The organism is bacterium, assembly GCA_026416715.1.
Classification (GTDB): domain Bacteria; phylum UBP4; class UBA4092; order JAOAEQ01; family JAOAEQ01; genus JAOAEQ01.
The window spans coordinates 70,580-86,105 of the sequence record JAOAEQ010000014.1; the positions used below are offsets into that span (position 1 = coordinate 70,580).

The 15,526-nt window shown below is 41.4% G+C and carries 29 protein-coding genes and 1 pseudogene; all 30 read right to left on the reverse strand.

What is annotated here, in order from left to right; translation table 11 throughout:
* Positions 1 to 16: 16 nt before the first annotated feature.
* Positions 17 to 1,114, reverse strand: coding sequence for a DNA-directed RNA polymerase subunit alpha (locus N3A72_07535; protein MCX7919447.1), 1,098 nt, complete (start codon positions 1,112 to 1,114; stop codon positions 17 to 19).
* 96 nt (positions 1,115 to 1,210) lie between these two features.
* Positions 1,211 to 1,837, reverse strand: a complete 627-nt coding sequence (gene rpsD / locus N3A72_07540) for a 30S ribosomal protein S4 (protein ID MCX7919448.1) — start codon at positions 1,835 to 1,837, stop codon at positions 1,211 to 1,213.
* Between the two features lie 89 nt (positions 1,838 to 1,926).
* Positions 1,927 to 2,307 carry a 30S ribosomal protein S11 gene (gene rpsK, locus N3A72_07545; protein ID MCX7919449.1) on the reverse strand — a complete coding sequence of 127 codons (381 nt, stop codon included), beginning with the start codon at positions 2,305 to 2,307 and terminating at the stop codon, positions 1,927 to 1,929.
* A gap of 25 nt (positions 2,308 to 2,332) precedes the next feature.
* Positions 2,333 to 2,746 carry a 30S ribosomal protein S13 gene (gene rpsM / locus N3A72_07550; GenBank protein MCX7919450.1) on the reverse strand — a complete coding sequence of 138 codons (414 nt, stop codon included), beginning with the start codon at positions 2,744 to 2,746 and terminating at the stop codon, positions 2,333 to 2,335.
* 22 nt (positions 2,747 to 2,768) lie between these two features.
* On the reverse strand, positions 2,769 to 2,882 hold the full coding sequence (rpmJ, locus tag N3A72_07555; protein ID MCX7919451.1) for a 50S ribosomal protein L36: 114 nt from the start codon (positions 2,880 to 2,882) through the stop codon (positions 2,769 to 2,771).
* An 18-nt stretch (positions 2,883 to 2,900) separates the two neighbouring features.
* On the reverse strand, positions 2,901 to 3,119 hold the full coding sequence (infA, locus tag N3A72_07560) for a translation initiation factor IF-1 (GenBank protein ID MCX7919452.1): 219 nt from the start codon (positions 3,117 to 3,119) through the stop codon (positions 2,901 to 2,903).
* Positions 3,120 to 3,139: 20 nt separating this feature from the next.
* A pseudogene (gene map, locus N3A72_07565) lies at positions 3,140 to 3,888 on the reverse strand (type I methionyl aminopeptidase).
* Entirely contained in the window at positions 3,875 to 4,537 is a 663-nt protein-coding gene (locus N3A72_07570; GenBank protein ID MCX7919453.1) for an adenylate kinase, read from the reverse strand. The pseudogene map and the gene N3A72_07570 overlap by 14 nt, the downstream one beginning before the upstream one ends.
* A gap of 4 nt (positions 4,538 to 4,541) precedes the next feature.
* A complete protein-coding gene (secY, locus tag N3A72_07575; protein ID MCX7919454.1) occupies positions 4,542 to 5,927 on the reverse strand; it encodes a preprotein translocase subunit SecY in 1,386 nt (461 codons plus the stop codon).
* 2 nt (positions 5,928 to 5,929) lie between these two features.
* Positions 5,930 to 6,376: a 50S ribosomal protein L15 gene (gene rplO, locus N3A72_07580; protein ID MCX7919455.1), complete on the reverse strand. Its 447-nt coding sequence runs from the start codon at positions 6,374 to 6,376 to the stop codon at positions 5,930 to 5,932.
* Between the two features lie 37 nt (positions 6,377 to 6,413).
* Positions 6,414 to 6,917, reverse strand: a complete 504-nt coding sequence (gene rpsE / locus N3A72_07585) for a 30S ribosomal protein S5 (protein ID MCX7919456.1) — start codon at positions 6,915 to 6,917, stop codon at positions 6,414 to 6,416.
* A gap of 24 nt (positions 6,918 to 6,941) precedes the next feature.
* Positions 6,942 to 7,301, reverse strand: a complete 360-nt coding sequence (rplR, locus tag N3A72_07590; protein ID MCX7919457.1) for a 50S ribosomal protein L18 — start codon at positions 7,299 to 7,301, stop codon at positions 6,942 to 6,944.
* 41 nt (positions 7,302 to 7,342) lie between these two features.
* The gene (gene rplF / locus N3A72_07595; protein MCX7919458.1) at positions 7,343 to 7,915 is read right to left on the reverse strand and encodes a 50S ribosomal protein L6; all 573 of its coding nucleotides are present in this window, start codon (positions 7,913 to 7,915) and stop codon (positions 7,343 to 7,345) included.
* A 50-nt stretch (positions 7,916 to 7,965) separates the two neighbouring features.
* A complete protein-coding gene (gene rpsH / locus N3A72_07600) occupies positions 7,966 to 8,358 on the reverse strand; it encodes a 30S ribosomal protein S8 (protein ID MCX7919459.1) in 393 nt (130 codons plus the stop codon).
* A gap of 75 nt (positions 8,359 to 8,433) precedes the next feature.
* Entirely contained in the window at positions 8,434 to 8,619 is a 186-nt protein-coding gene (locus tag N3A72_07605; protein ID MCX7919460.1) for a type Z 30S ribosomal protein S14, read from the reverse strand.
* A 77-nt stretch (positions 8,620 to 8,696) separates the two neighbouring features.
* Entirely contained in the window at positions 8,697 to 9,239 is a 543-nt protein-coding gene (gene rplE, locus N3A72_07610; protein MCX7919461.1) for a 50S ribosomal protein L5, read from the reverse strand.
* 56 nt (positions 9,240 to 9,295) lie between these two features.
* Complete coding sequence (rplX, locus tag N3A72_07615) at positions 9,296 to 9,649, reverse strand: 50S ribosomal protein L24 (protein MCX7919462.1); 354 nt, start codon at positions 9,647 to 9,649, stop codon at positions 9,296 to 9,298.
* 3 nt (positions 9,650 to 9,652) lie between these two features.
* Positions 9,653 to 10,021: a 50S ribosomal protein L14 gene (gene rplN, locus N3A72_07620; protein ID MCX7919463.1), complete on the reverse strand. Its 369-nt coding sequence runs from the start codon at positions 10,019 to 10,021 to the stop codon at positions 9,653 to 9,655.
* A 43-nt stretch (positions 10,022 to 10,064) separates the two neighbouring features.
* Entirely contained in the window at positions 10,065 to 10,337 is a 273-nt protein-coding gene (gene rpsQ / locus N3A72_07625; GenBank protein MCX7919464.1) for a 30S ribosomal protein S17, read from the reverse strand.
* A 24-nt stretch (positions 10,338 to 10,361) separates the two neighbouring features.
* Positions 10,362 to 10,562 carry a 50S ribosomal protein L29 gene (gene rpmC, locus N3A72_07630; protein MCX7919465.1) on the reverse strand — a complete coding sequence of 67 codons (201 nt, stop codon included), beginning with the start codon at positions 10,560 to 10,562 and terminating at the stop codon, positions 10,362 to 10,364.
* 58 nt (positions 10,563 to 10,620) lie between these two features.
* A complete protein-coding gene (rplP, locus tag N3A72_07635) occupies positions 10,621 to 11,025 on the reverse strand; it encodes a 50S ribosomal protein L16 (GenBank protein MCX7919466.1) in 405 nt (134 codons plus the stop codon).
* Between the two features lie 87 nt (positions 11,026 to 11,112).
* On the reverse strand, positions 11,113 to 11,763 hold the full coding sequence (gene rpsC, locus N3A72_07640; GenBank protein ID MCX7919467.1) for a 30S ribosomal protein S3: 651 nt from the start codon (positions 11,761 to 11,763) through the stop codon (positions 11,113 to 11,115).
* A gap of 47 nt (positions 11,764 to 11,810) precedes the next feature.
* Complete coding sequence (gene rplV / locus N3A72_07645; protein ID MCX7919468.1) at positions 11,811 to 12,155, reverse strand: 50S ribosomal protein L22; 345 nt, start codon at positions 12,153 to 12,155, stop codon at positions 11,811 to 11,813.
* A gap of 64 nt (positions 12,156 to 12,219) precedes the next feature.
* Positions 12,220 to 12,504, reverse strand: a complete 285-nt coding sequence (gene rpsS, locus N3A72_07650) for a 30S ribosomal protein S19 (protein ID MCX7919469.1) — start codon at positions 12,502 to 12,504, stop codon at positions 12,220 to 12,222.
* 10 nt (positions 12,505 to 12,514) lie between these two features.
* On the reverse strand, positions 12,515 to 13,345 hold the full coding sequence (rplB, locus tag N3A72_07655) for a 50S ribosomal protein L2 (GenBank protein ID MCX7919470.1): 831 nt from the start codon (positions 13,343 to 13,345) through the stop codon (positions 12,515 to 12,517).
* A 73-nt stretch (positions 13,346 to 13,418) separates the two neighbouring features.
* Entirely contained in the window at positions 13,419 to 13,706 is a 288-nt protein-coding gene (gene rplW, locus N3A72_07660; GenBank protein ID MCX7919471.1) for a 50S ribosomal protein L23, read from the reverse strand.
* Positions 13,707 to 13,729: 23 nt separating this feature from the next.
* Positions 13,730 to 14,362: a 50S ribosomal protein L4 gene (gene rplD, locus N3A72_07665; GenBank protein ID MCX7919472.1), complete on the reverse strand. Its 633-nt coding sequence runs from the start codon at positions 14,360 to 14,362 to the stop codon at positions 13,730 to 13,732.
* 26 nt (positions 14,363 to 14,388) lie between these two features.
* Positions 14,389 to 15,036 carry a 50S ribosomal protein L3 gene (gene rplC, locus N3A72_07670; GenBank protein ID MCX7919473.1) on the reverse strand — a complete coding sequence of 216 codons (648 nt, stop codon included), beginning with the start codon at positions 15,034 to 15,036 and terminating at the stop codon, positions 14,389 to 14,391.
* Positions 15,037 to 15,089: 53 nt separating this feature from the next.
* Positions 15,090 to 15,404 carry a 30S ribosomal protein S10 gene (gene rpsJ / locus N3A72_07675; GenBank protein MCX7919474.1) on the reverse strand — a complete coding sequence of 105 codons (315 nt, stop codon included), beginning with the start codon at positions 15,402 to 15,404 and terminating at the stop codon, positions 15,090 to 15,092.
* Between the two features lie 45 nt (positions 15,405 to 15,449).
* A partial coding sequence (locus N3A72_07680; protein ID MCX7919475.1) for an elongation factor Tu occupies positions 15,450 to 15,526 on the reverse strand: 77 nt, incomplete at its 5' end.

Below are 15,526 nucleotides of genomic sequence, written 5' to 3' on the forward strand. Positions count from 1 at the left end.
CCGTTAAGCAATAAAGTTATTTCGACGGTTTTCGACCTCTTTTTCTCACTGCATGGATTTCTTCTGCTGGCGGGAGTATAACCTGCCCCCGTTCATTCAATTTACAACCTAACGACAATCCCATTTTCGCCAATAGTTCTTTAATCTCATTTAACGATTTCCGACCGAAATTCCGATATTTCAGCATTTCCGCTTCTGTTTTTAAAATCAAATCCCGGATCGTTTTTATTCCAGCGGATTTCAAACAGTTAAACGCTCGCACCGACAGCTCTAAATCATCAACAGTTTTATCTAGGATATCATTTGGAATCACTTGGCCAGTACCTGATATTTGCTTAACCACTTCCAACTCTCTCTCCTTTTCTTTTCCTTCTTCTTCGGGAGGAGGTCCACTACTATCTTCTTGAATACCTGCAACTAGAAATGATTTAATGTTTTTGATATGGTCATCAATGATATCAGTCGCTTGTTTAATCGCTTCCTGCGGAGCAACCGCACCATTCGTCCAAATCTGAATCGTTAGCTTTTCGAAATCTGTTTGTTGCCCGACACGGATTTGTTCTATCTGATAATTAACTCGACGAATTGGTGAAAAAATCGAATCGAGCAATATGGTTCCTACCGGCAGATGCTGATAATGTTGCTTATTTCTTTCCGCAGGTACATATCCAATCCCCGCAGCAACGTCTAATTCCATCCGTAATGCTCCATCTTCATTTAGCGTTGCAATATGCTGTTCCGGATTTACTATAACAACATTCTGGTTCGACTGAATATCCTTAGCGGTAACCTGTTTTGGTCCGTGCGATTCAATATATAGTTTCTGCTTTTCCTCACCGATCAATCGCAGATGCACATTTTTTAAGTTGAGCAAAATATCTATCGTATCTTCCTGAACCCCAGGGATAGATTCAAATTCATTAGTTATCCCATCAATTTTTACCGATACAAACGCCGCTCCCGGTATCGATGATAATAATATACGACGAAATACATTCCCTAGGGTAACGCCGTATCCGCGTTCTAACGGTTCGATAATTAATTTCCCGTATGTCGCGGTTAAACTTTCTTCTTCCCACCGTAGATTTTTCGGCAGTTGCAATTCATTATGCATAGTTACTCCTACTCTTTTCAACCCAATCGTATTCTTTACTCAAGAACACGATTAGGGTCATTTTTGTGATATCCGGTGTAATCCAAACGCTAACTTTTATTTGGAGTATAGCTCGACTATGAGCTGTTCTTTTATCGCAACCGGGATTTCATCTCGACTCGGGATGTTCAATAACTTCCCTTCCATTTTATCCAGATTCCGCTCTAACCAAGGTAACGGTTCCTGACTCCCAGCCATAGCTGTTGCTCGTTTAACGCTTGGGATTTCACGACTTTTTTCTCTAACCGAAATAACTTGTCCTGTAGAAACTAAATATGATGGGATATCTATTTTCCGATTGTCTACTAGAATATGTCCATGAAGAACCAGCTGACGCGCTTCATCTCGAGACGTAGCAAATCCCAATCGATACACTAGATTATCTAACCGTCGCTCAAGCAACTGCAGAAGATTTGATCCAGTAATACCGGGCAATCGTTCTGCTTTAACAAAATATCCACGAAATTGCCGCTCAAGTATTCCGTACATACTTTTTAACTTTTGCTTTTCCCGTAATTGTATTGCGTATGCAGACAGCTTAGCCCGTTGTTGACCATGCTGCCCGGGAGGATACCCACGCCGGGTTAACGCACATTTTTCACTATAACATCTCGTTCCTTTTAAAAATAATTTGACTCCCTCTCGGCGACATACGCGACAAGCTGCTCCTGTATTTCTAGCCATAATTTAAACCTCATAACCCCAACAATCTAACTTATATTCATGAAAGCATAACGGTAGTAAACTACCGTATTCTCCATCAAGTGTATTCATTATACTCTTCTTCGTTTCGGTGGACGACATCCGTTATGTGGTATCGGAGTTATATCTTTTATAACGCTAATATCCAATCCTACCGCTTGAATAGCGCGAATTGCTGATTCACGCCCTGCACCAGGACCTTTGACATAAACCTCAACCTGTTTTAGTCCTAGTGCTAACGCTTTTTTCGCCGCTGCTTCAGCGGTAACCTGCGCAGCAAAAGGCGTACTTTTTCGTGACCCTTTAAATCCTTGCGAACCAGCTGATGCCCAAACCAATGCGTTTCCTGAAGTATCTGTAATAGTAACGATGGTATTATTAAACGTTGCCTGGATATATGCAATTCCGTTCGTTGGATATGATAGAACTTTTTTCTTTTTCCCGACTGCCATGCCTCCTCCTTATTCGCTAAACAAACTATTTTTTCTTTTCTTCAGTTTTCGGGGTCATTTTTGCCACCGCAGCTTTTCGTAAAACGCCAACGGTTTTCCGCGGTCCTTTTCTGGTTCGCGCATTCGTATGTGTTCGCTGTCCTCGAACAGGCAGATTTCTTCGGTGTCGCAACCCGCGATATGAACCGATATCCATTAATCGCTTAATATTCGCGGTGATTTCACGCCGTAATTCTCCTTCAACCTTATGCTCGCGCATAATTAAGGTATTTATCCGGCTTACCTGCTCGTCAGTTAAGTCTTTAACGCGAATATCAGGATTAATATTTAATTCTTTTAAAATTTTGTTCGATAAACTCCTGCCAACGCCAAAAATATACATCAACCCGATTTCAACTCGTTTATCTTTAGGAATATCTATTCCAGCGATTCTAGCCACAATAAACCTCCTTAACCTTTGGTTAACCCTGACGTTGTTTATGACGCGGATTGCTACAGATAACGCGAACCACCCCGTGCCGTCGAATAATCCGACATTTTTCACAAATTTTTTTCACTGATGCTTTAACTTTCATAGCTTTTTACCTAGCTCATTATTTACTGCGATAAATAATTCTGCCTCGAGATAAATCATACGGCGATAATTCTAATTTTACTTTATCCCCTGGAAGGATGCGAATAAAATTCATGCGCATTTTCCCAGAAACATGCGCTAAAACTTTATGTCCGTTCTCTAATTCTACCCGAAATGTTGCGTTCGGTAATGTCTCCACGACAACACCTTCAACTTCAATTGCTGGTTCCTTTGCCATAATAAGGATTATTATTCAGTTTAATATCCACTCGTTAATACTCGCGGACCATTCCTGGTTACAGCAACCATATGTTCAAAATGGGCAGATGCCTGTCGGTCGCGAGTTACTACCGTCCAATGGTCATCAAGGAGCTCTACCTCATGCGTCCCCATATTAACCATTGGCTCGATTGCTAATATCATCCCTTCTTTTAAGCGGATACCTTTCCCGGGTTCACCAAAGTTTGGTATCGGCGGGTCTTCATGAATTGCAGTCCCAATCCCATGGCCTACATAATCTCGAACTACGGCAAATCCTGCTGATTCTACATAACTCTGGATGGCATACGAAATATCGCCAACCCGATTATTCACTTGCGCAGCCGCAATCCCCCGTTCTAACGCTGTTCTGGTTACAGCAATTAATCGAAGTCGCTCTGGAGTCACCTCTCCAACCGGAACGGTTATTGCCGCATCCGCAAACACCCCATCACGTTCTATTCCGACATCTATACTGACAATATCGCCTTTCACCAACCGACGCTCTGACGGAAGCCCATGAACAACTATTTCATTAATTGAAACGCAAATATTCGCCGGATACCCGCGGTATCCTTTAAACGCTGGAATTGCCCCTTGCGAGCGAATATATTCTGCAGCAAATTCATCCAGTGCAGCAGTCGTTATTCCTGGAACGATTTTTTTTTTAATTCGATTAATACTTGACTAACTATTCGCGCATTCCGAGCAATTCGTTCTATTTCATCAGCTGATTTATAGGTTACCATTTATTTTATTTGATAATTCGCTGATAATCCGGTTAAAAATTGAGTTAACATCTAGTCCGCCATCAATGGATATTAACAAACCCGTTCGTTGATAGAAATGGAGCAGAGGCTCGGTTTTCTCTATATATTCCTTTAGTCTTTTTTTAACTGTGGTCTCATTATCATCAGGTCGCTGGATTAACCTACCCCCGCAGAGATCGCAGATTTCCGTTTGTTTCGGCGGCTGGGTTACTAAATGATACACCGCTTGACACTGACTACATACGCGCCGATTGCTCAACCGCTGAATAATAGTTGTCTCGGTCACATTTAAATAAATTACCGCATGTAATTTGCGATTGTGTTGTGTAAGCCATTGGTCGAGCGATTGCGCTTGCGCCACCGTTCTCGGAAATCCGTCTAGAACAAACCCCACAATACAATCATCATGCTGTAGCCGCTGTTCTACCATCTGAATAATTAGTTCATCTGGAACCAATTTCCCCGCACTTACGAACGAATCCGCTACTGTACCTAATTGCGTTTTCCGGCTTATCTCTTGGCGTAAAATATCTCCAGTTGAAATATGCGGAATATGATAATATTCAGCTAACCGAACCGCTTGTGTCCCTTTACCAGAACCTGGTGCTCCTAACAATATCAGTCGCATGAGATTACCAACTTCTCGCTTTCAGTTTCCCCTTTTTCAAAAAACCATCGTAATGTCGCATCAATAGATGGGATTCTATCTGTTTCATCGTATCTAGAGCTACGCCTACAACAATTATTAATCCGGTACCACCAAGATTACTCGCTATCGAATATGGAACATCTAATAGAATGTTTACTGTTTCAGGTATTATCGCTACCAATGCTAAAAACACTGCTCCGGCTAGGGTAATTCTCGTTAGGATTCGATCAATTAGATCTGACGTGGACTTCCCCGGCCGGACTCCGGGAATAAACGCACCATATTTTTTTAGGTTATCTGCCGTATCTACTGGATTAAAAGTTACCGCAGTATAAAAATAACAAAAGAATATGATAAGTAGTACATATAACACGGTATAGAGATTAAATATTTTCAAAATATAAAATAATGGGATATTCTCAAACCGAACCGGAATAAAATAATATAAACTATAACTCGAACTCGGACTCAGCATTTGCCCAATTTTATAAAACAACCCTTCTTGTCCACTAAAAAACGATGCTATCGTTGCCGGAAACATTAAAATTGATGAAGCAAAAATTATCGGAATAACTCCGGCATGATTTAAGCGTAATGGGAGATAGGTAGTGGTTCCGCCCATAATTCTCCGCCCGACTACACGTTGTGCATGCTGAATTGTCAATCTTCGTTGCCCTTGCGTCATAACAATAATCGCTGCACTAACCACTAAAAACATGACTACTAACATAATCGCTGAAAAAATATTCATTTGCCCTAGTTTTATCTCTTGAATAGTATTTCTAATCGCATCCGGCATCCGTGCTACTATCCCAGCAAAGATGATTAACGATATCCCGTTGCCGATTCCTTTCTCAGTAATCTGTTCTCCTAGCCACATTAAAAACGCAGTCCCTGCTGTTACCGTTAATACCATCATTAATTGGAACTTTATGCCAGGATTAATCACTACCCCTTCCCAGCCACGAATCATGACTGATAAACCCCACGCCTGGAAGGCGGTCAATAATACCGTCCCGTATCGAGTATATTGCACGATTTTCTTTCGGCCAGCTTCCCCCTCTTTCTGCAACCGTTCTAGATATGGCACCACTACTGTTAATAGTTGAAGTATGATCGATGCTGAAATATACGGCATAATACCCAACGCAAAAATCGAAAGCTGCTTGAACGCGCCTCCGCTAAACATATCAATAAACGCAAATAATGTTCCGGCTTGTCCGGCAGTCGCTGCGGTTAATGCATGCGTATTTATCCCCGGAACAGGAATATGCGCTCCAATACGGAACACGGCTAACAGGAAAAGGGTATAGAGTACTCTTTTCCGCAAATCTGGTATATTAAAAATATTCGCTAATGCTTTAAACACGATTAACTCCGTTTAATCGCTTCGCCGCCAGCTGAGCGGATTTTGTTCTCTGCGGCGGCAGAAAATGCATCCGCTATTACGGTTAATTTCCGCGATAGTTCTCCGTTGCCAAGTACTTTAAGTTTATCAAACCGAGTTTTAATTATTCCGCGGTCTTTTAATATTTTGATATCTATTGTATCGACTCCGGTCAATCGTTCTAAATCTGACAGATTAACGACTGCATACTCAATTTTCTGAAATACATTCCGAAACCCACGTTTTGGGGTTCGGCGAATTAATGGCATTTGTCCCCCTTCAAACCCTGGGGATTTCTTGCCGCCGGAACGAGCTAAACTTCCTTTATGTCCTCGACACGAGGTTTTACCATGACCGCTCCCGGGACCGGTTCCAACCCGCTTCCGGCGATGCCGTGCACCTGGAATAGTTTGTAATTCGTTTAGTCGCATAGATATACCTAATTCACTGCTAACAGATAGCGAGCAGTTATCCTTCTGATTCGGGTGTTCGTTCTCGTAATAATGCAATTTGTGATTCATCTTTTATGTTTTTCAGGCATTCAAATGTCGCCTGAACAACATTAATTGCATTATTTGATCCTAATGATTTCGTTAAAACGTCTTTAATACCCGCAGTTTCTAAAACCGCTCGAACCGGACCACCGGCAATAACTCCGGTTCCGGGTGAAGCTGGTTTTAATAATACTTTTGCTGCACCATATCGGCCGATAATTTCATGCGGAATCGTCGTTCCTTTCAAAGGAACAGTAATAAAATGCTTTTTTGCTAATTCGGTTCCTTTCCGAATCGCATCTGCAACTTCATTTGCTTTGCCAAACCCGAGTCCAACATGACCAGCTCCATCGCCAACTACAACTACCGCACTGAAACTAAACCGACGTCCACCTTTCACGACTTTAGCGACGCGATTTACGCGAACTACCCGTTCTTCAAGTTTAACCTCATCTAAATGTAATGTTGAGTTCACCATAAAAAATTCTAACTGAAATTATTTTTAAAATTTTAAGCCGCCAGCTCTAGCAGCTTCCGCTAGCGCTTTAATTCGACCATGGTAACGAAACCCACCACGGTCAAATACTACTTCTCGAATATCTTTAGCTAACGCCTTTTTGGCGATCAATTCCCCGACAATTTGCGCAGTTCGAATCGTTTTGCTACTCCCCTTCTCGTTAGCAAATTCTGGAGACAGCGTCGATGCGGCAACCAGTGTGGTCTGGGTTGAATCATCAATAATCTGGGCATAGATATGTCGGTTGCTTTTATATACTGCTAACCGCGGGCGCATTTTAGTTCCCCGAATTCTTTGACGAATTCGCAAATGCCTTTTCTTAATTGCTTGAAATTTTTTTAACATAATACTTATTCTCAACTATATAACCAGCTATGAAGTTTAAATTATTTCGTTGGTGCTCCGGTTACTCCAGTTTTACCGGTTTTTCGACGAATCCGCTCCTGAACATATTTAACCCCTTTACCTTTATACGGTTCAGGCGGACGAAGTCTCCGGAGCTCTGCAGCTACTTCACCAACGAGATATTTATCTGCTCCTTGAATATGGATAATGGTATTCTTTTCAACACCAGATGAAACTTCTGTAGTCACAGTTATTCCTTTAGGCAACTGATAAACATTCGGATGCGAATGTCCTAATAACAGGGTTAACTTATCTCCTTGCACTTGAACCCGATACCCTACACCAACAACTTCTAAATCTTCTTGGTATCCTTTGGTAACCCCATGAATCATATTCTGCAATAGACTTCGAGCTAATCCATGTAATGCTTTTGTTTCCCGCTGCTCATTCATTCTCGTCAATATCAATTTCCCATCTTCTTGTTTACAGGCAATCCCTGGTGGAATTTGATATTGGAAGCTTCCTTTCGGGCCTTGAATACTAACGAGTCCTTCATTTATTTCAACGTTAACCTCAGATGGTATGATTATTGGTTGTTTCCCTATGCGCGACATTGTTGCTTATCCTTATACGTACAATAAAATTCAGCTTGATTTGACTATTGCTACCAGACTTTACAAAGAAGTTCTCCGCCAACTTTAAGTTGACGTGCTTCTTTGTCAGTCAAAATACCTTTTGAGGTGCTAACTATTAGCACACCCAGTCCACTTAAGACCTTAGGAATACGATCGTAACCCGCATACCGTCGAATTCCGGGGGTGCTAACTCGTTCAATACCTCGAATAGCTCTTTGTTTATCCGGTCCGTATTTTAAGTAAATCTTTATTACACCCTGTTTTCGGTTTTTCACTAATTTATAATTCTTAATAAACCCTTCGGATTTAAGAATCCGAGCAATTTCCAATTTAACTTTTGAACTGGGTACTTCTACCTTTTCATGTCCAGCAGAATTCGCGTTGCGAATTCTGGTTAACATATCGGCAATAGGATCTGTCATAATGTATATTTCGAATTTTGGATTGCGAAGATTACCCTTCGTAATCCGCGTTTCGCAATGTATCCCAAAATAACCTTACCAGCTCGATTTAATTACCCCAACAATTTCTCCTTGTCGAGCTAACATACGAAAACATATTCGACACATATTAAACTTTCGGAGATATCCTCGAGGACGACCACAGAGGGGACATCGATGATATTTCCGAGTCGAAAATTTTTTCGGGGCTAATGCTTTAATGCGTAAAGATTTTTTTGCCAATCTTACTTCTCCTTTATTTAGTGCAAATGTTAAGAAGGAACGCGGTATCGGGCTACCGTATTTCACCTAAGTAGAATTTATTGCGCAGCGAATGGCATTCCCAATCGTCGCAATAATTCTCGCGCTTCCTGGTCGGTTTTCGCAGTAGTCACAATAGTAATATCCATTCCCTGGGTGCGCGTTACTTTATCTAAATCAATTTCCGGAAAAATTAACTGTTCTCGAATCCCAAAAGTATAACTTCCGCGCCCATCAAACGACCGAGGTGATAATCCGCGAAAATCGCGTATTCGTGGTATAGCGATATTCACCAACCGGTCGAAAAATTCATACATTCTTGCTCCGCGCAAGGTTACTTTACAGCCAACCGGCATCCCTGCACGAATTTTAAAATTAGCAATGGATTTTTTTGCTCGAGTGATAATCGGTTTCTGTCCGGTAATAAGAGCTAAATCGTTAACCGCAGCATCAAGTGCTTTAATATCACGCGCACCTTCACCAACCCCCATATTAACAACAATCTTTAATAGCCGCGGTACTTGCATGATATTCGAATATCCGAATTGCTTACTCAATTCATGCGCTACTTTATCACGATAGAGCTTTTTTAGTCGTGGTATTTTCTTCGATGGTAGCGTATTGTTGTCCATAGTTCAATAACACCTAGTTAATTTAATTATTCTTCTTTGCCCAACGTTTCACCACATTTAACGCAAATTCTAGTTGGGCGCCCTTCAACTCGCAAAATTCTTATTCTTCGGGGTCGGTTACATTTCGCACAATATAAGCCCAGCTTACCGACATCGATCGGCGCTTCTTTTTCGATAATACCACCTTTCGGATTACTCTGAGTAGGCCGACTATGCCGTTTAACAAAATTAACTCCTTCAACAATTACTTGACGATTTTTAGTAAAAACGCGCAATACGGTTCCCCGTTTATTTTTATCTTTTCCGCTTAATACTACAACCAAGTCACCTTTGCGGATATGCAATTTTTTTGGTATACCGGTAAAAATTCTTTTTTTCATAAATTATACCACTTCCGGTGCTAACGAAATGATTTTTAGAAATTTTTTCTCGCGCAATTCGCGGGCAACAGGACCAAAAATTCGGGTTCCACGCGGTTCCATTTGGTCATTAATCAACACGGCTGAATTCCGGTCGAATCGAAGCCAAGAACCATCATTACGCTTATATTCTTTTGTGGTTCTAACCACCACGGCTTTCGCAATGTCACCCTTCTTAACCATGCCATCTGGAATCGCATCTTTAACCGCAACGACAATCACATCACCAATTCTCGCATAGCGAATCCGCGAATATCCTAAAATTCGAATGCATTTGACTTTTCGTGCGCCGGTATTATCGGCAACATCTAAATTCGTACCAACAGGAATCATAACTATATACCTCTTTATCAGACGAAAAACTTCGTCCTTCTTTCTATATTTCTCCTTCAACGGTACTGCGACGTAAGACTTTAACCACCCTCCATCTTTTCAATTTAGAAATAGGTCTAGTTTCCTGGAGTAAGACCGTATCCCCGGGTTGAACCGTTTCGTGTTCATCATGGGCATATATTTTTTTCGTACGGATAATTCTTTTTTCAAACAGCGGATGTCGGATTAATCGAGCTATCTGAACTACTGCTGTTTTTCTCGTTTTTCTTCTTAATACGGTTCCAATTTGTCTTTTTTTCTTCGTGGTGACTTTCACGGTTTTGTCTTTCTCCTCTATATTCTATCGCTTTTTTAACTCACGTTCTCTAATGACAGTTTTGATCCGCGCGAGGATGCGGCGCGTATTCCGCAATAACCGCGGATTTTCTATCTGGCCAGTTGCCTTTTGAAATTGCAACTTTCTAATCGCTTCTATGGTATCACGATGCGCTTGTTCCAATTCGACATCACTAAGCTCTCGAATATCTTTTATCTTTTTAATATCCACAATTATCCCCTCGTTCTCTTATGGTTAGACCATAAATTTTCTTAGCGATATGTTATCGGGAAATAAATCGAGTTTTTATCGGAAGCTTATGACCCGCTAATCGAATTGCTTCCCGAGCTACCGATTCCTCCATCCCGTCCAGTTCAAATAAAATTCGACCTGGTTTAACTGTCACAACCCAAAATTCAGGTGCCCCTTTTCCTTTTCCCATTCGAGTTTCTGCTGGCTTTTTAGTTAATGGTTTATCCGGAAAGACTCGAATCCAGATTTTTCCGCCGCGTTTTATATGTCGGGATAGCGCAACTCGCGCTGCTTCCAACTGAAAGTTATAAACCCAGCCACAGTTTAATGCTTGCATCGCGTATTTACCGAAGTTTATCTCTGAACCACGATAGGCGACCCCACGCATTCGACCCTTTTGCATTTTACGATATTTAACTCTTTTAGGTAATAACATAATTGTACCTGTTTAAATGCAATGAATAGAAATATTCATTTCCTTTTACGAATAACTATCCTGAAACATTATGTGTATAATTCATTGTCAGCTTTTTGGTTGTTGGCTACTCTCTTTATACACTTCGCCTTTAAATATCCACGTTTTAACTCCAACCTTACCATAGGTGGTATTGGCTTCTGCGGTTCCATAATCTATTTTAGCTCGCAACGTGTGGAGTGGAACCCGTCCCTGACGATACCATTCATACCGCGCCATTTCTGCGCCATCAAGCCGACCAGAACATGAAACCTTTATCCCTAATGCCCCAAGTTTTATGGCGGTTGCAACCGCTTTTTTTATTGCACGACGAAATCCAACCCGTTTTTCCATTGCAGCGGCTACGCTTTCAGCGACCAACTGGGCATCAAGTTCCGGTCGTGTAACTTCGTGAATATCTACCGTCATCTCTTTTTTGGTTTTCTCGCGCAATTCGCTTTTCAGCTTATCTATTTCCGACCCTTTTCTACCAATAATTATTCCAGGTCGTGCTGCATAAATGTGGACTCGTGCACGATTTTGTGTCCGTTCAATTTCAATCCGAGAAATCCCTGCTTGATATAATTTCTCCTTAATATATTTTTTTATCATTAAGTCTTCATGGAGAATAGCAGCATAATCTTTCTCGGCATACCAGCGACTTCGCCATGTTTCAGTTATTCCAAGTCTCAATCCAATCGGATGAGTTTTTTGTCCCATAATATTATCCTTCGCTCTGTTATTATCATCTTATGGTATTCTATTTTTTAGCTCTGGCTATCTAAAATAACCGTGATATGGCTAGTCCGTTTCCGAATTCGACCGGCACGGCCCATTGCTTTCGGCCGCCATCGTTTCGCCCAGCGAAGCATCGGACCCGGCCCCAACCGAAGTTCCCGGATATACAAATTCTCGGAAACAACATTTTTATCTTTATTTTGCGCGTTAGCGATTGCTGAACGAATCAATTTCTCTAAAATTCGCGCACTTTTATTCGGAACAAATCGTAAGATTTCCAGCGCTTCACTCGCTTTTTTCTTACGCACCATATCGAGTGCTAATTTCATTTTTGTCGTTGAAATTCGCGTATATCTTGCTGTTGCAGAATACATCGTTTCTTCTCCAGGTTTACCTATTCTTCTTATCAGTATATCATTATTTCCTATTCACGGTATTCTATTTGATTGCGGTTGACCGTTCAGTATGATGTCCGTGAGCTCGGAAGGTTCGGGTATGGGAAAATTCACCTAGTTTATGTCCAACCATATTTTCGGTGATATATACCGGAATAAACTTTTTCCCATTGTGTACTGCAAAGGTATATCCGACCATTCTAGGCGTAATCGTGCATCGGCGCGACCAGGTCTTAATTACACTTTTTTCCCCGGAACGATCCATTTTATCAAGTTTTTTGATTAACTTCTCATCAACAAACGGTCCTTTTTTTAATGAACGACCCATAGTTTACCCTTTACTTTTTCCTCCTGCTAATAATCCATTTATCGGTAGCTTTATTACGACGGGTTTTATATCCCCGTGTAGGCTGTCCCCACGGTGTTACCGGATGTCGCCCCCCGGACGTTTTCCCTTCACCACCACCCAGCGGATGATCTATCGGATTCATTGCGACCCCACGCACGCTCGGTCGAATCCCTAGCCAACGCGACCGACCAGCTTTGCCAATAGAAATCATTTCATATTCCGCATTTCCGACTTGTCCGATGGTAGCACGGCAGTTCTGGTTAATTAACCGAATTTCACCAGATGGTAATTTAACATGGGCATAGTTTCCTTCTTTTGCAATAATCGTTACACCGCAACCCGCACTACGCGCTAGCTGTCCTCCTTTTCCCGGTTTTAGCTCGACATTATGCACCACCGTACCAGCTGGTATATTTCGAATCGGCATACAGTTTCCCGGAAGTATTGGAATTTCTGGGTCATCGCCCGAAAGAACAGTCGCTCCTTCTTTTAATTCAAGGGGAGCAATAATGTATCGTTTCTCCCCATCAAGATAGTGTAGTAACGCAATGTTTGCAGACCGATTTGGGTCATATTCTATAGCAGCAACTTTTGCGGCTATTCCATCTTTATCCCGTTTGAAATCAATTATACGATATTGCACTTTATGCCCACCGCCAATATGGCGAGTGGTAATTCGTCCTTGATTATTCCTTCCGCCGGTCTTTTTTAGGGGACATATTAACGATTTAACCGCTCCGATCGGCTTATCTGATTTATAGACTAATGTTGTTCTCCAGCGCAATCCCGGTGTCGTTGGTTTATATGTTTTTAGTGGCATACACAACTACCTTTTTTATTTAATAAACATAATAGTTTCGGATATTTGTCGTGCTTCTCGCTACAGTGTCTTATTAGATAAACTCTATTTTTTCACCTTGTTTAACCGTAACAATAGCTTTTTTATAATCCGGTCGTTTCCCAAGCCGACCTCGAACCCGACGCCATTTCCCTTTAACCTTAACCGTATTAACGGCAACCACGTTAACCTTAAACTGCTTTTCGATCGCTTTTTTTATTTCGATTTTATTAGCTGTTGTAGCAACGAGAAACGTATATTGATTTTTCGACTCCGCTAATCGTGTAGTCGCTTCTGTTTGATATGGTTGTATAATTATTTGTTCCGATGAAATTAATGGCATAACCTCTATCCTGTTTTAATAATTCATTTCGCTCCTGCTAATTGGCTCTGGATTGTTTCTAAAGCTGCCTTCGTAAAAATGATTCGGTTATATTTCAATAAATCAAATACATTAATATTTTGAATAGTTAAAAGCTTAGTATTTGCAATGTTTCGGATCGATTTCATCAGCGGTTCGTTCGGTTGTTCGATGATAACCAATATACTCCCGGTAAGGTTCAGGTTCTTAAACAAACTAACTATCTGTTTTGTTTTAATTTCAGGCAATTCGAATCGTTCAAGAACAAGGATCGCCCCCTCTCGGAATCGAATCGCAAGAACCGACCGTAGTGCTAATTTTGTTTTCTTTTTATTGATAGCTTGTTTATATGATCGGGGTTGCGGACCAAAAACCACACCACCACCAACCCAGAGCGGTGACCGATTCGATCCAGCCCGCGCGCGACCTGTTCCTTTTTGTCTCCACGGTTTAGCGCCACCGCCACTAACCAGCGCCCGATTTTTTGTTGCTGCGGTTCCTTGCCTACGATTCGCTAACTGTGCAACAAGTTTCTCGTGGATAACCGCAGGATTTGGCTCCGCATTAAACAGTTCGTCCTGCAAAACCATCTCTCCCGTTATTTCTCCTGTTATGGTATGAATAGGAATTGTGTTCATAATAAAACTGTATAAAAGAATTCAACCTATTTTTTGACCGTATGTTTTATTTCTACTATTCCGGAATTCCAACCTGGGATACTCCCTTGAATAAGTAAAATATTTCGTTCCGCATCAACACCGCGGATTGTTAATCCCTGGATAGTGACACGTTCAACGCCCATATGTCCTGGTAACCGTTTTCCTTTAAGAACTCGAGACGGATCCGCACTGGTTCCGATTGAGCCCGGTTCCCGATGAAACATAGAGCCACGCGATGCTCGACCACCTTTCCAATTATGTCGTTTCATTCCACCAGCAAACCCTCGCCCTTTGCTTGTACCAGCAACATCAACTTTTTCGCCAACTTTAAAAATTTCAGCGCAGGTTATTTTCTGACCCAACTTAACTGAATCTGTACCAATAAGTTTGAACTCCCGAAAATGATTAATTGGTATTTCTGTTAATCCCGCTTTTTTTAATATCCCTTTAATTGCCGAATTTACTTTCGGAACCGATTTCGATTGCGAATAACTAAATCCAAGTTGAACTGCGTTATATCCTTCTTTTTCAACCTGTTTAATTTGTGTCACATACCCCGGTCCAGCTTCAACCACAGTTACTGGAACCACTTCACCGGTTTCGGTAAATATCTGGGTCATTCCGATTTTTTTGCCTAAAAACCCTGACAACATAAAATATTCTCTTCCCAACTGATAATTATTGATTATAATACCTTGTTGTAACGTTATAACTTTATCTCAACATGAATCCCTGGCGGTAAATCAAGCTGAGTTAGTTTATCTAATGTCTTTTGCGTCGGATCCACAATATCTAACAACCGTGAGTGGGTGCGCATTTCAAACTGTTCCCGTGACTTTTTATCTACATGCGGTGAACGCAGTACGGTATACCGACTAATTTTCGTCGGCAATGGTATCGGACCAACTACTTTCGCACCAGTATCAATTGCTGCCGCAACAATCTGTTTCGCTGAACGATCTAATAGTTCATGGTCGTATGCTTTTAAACGGATCCTGATTTTTTGATTTATCGGTGCCATAATTCTCTAAGATTGTTAACCTTCTGAATATTGAATATAATCCTCTTATTTAATGATTTCGCTGACCACGCCTGCGCCGACGGTATGGCCTCCTTCCCGAATGGCGAACCGTAACCCTTGCT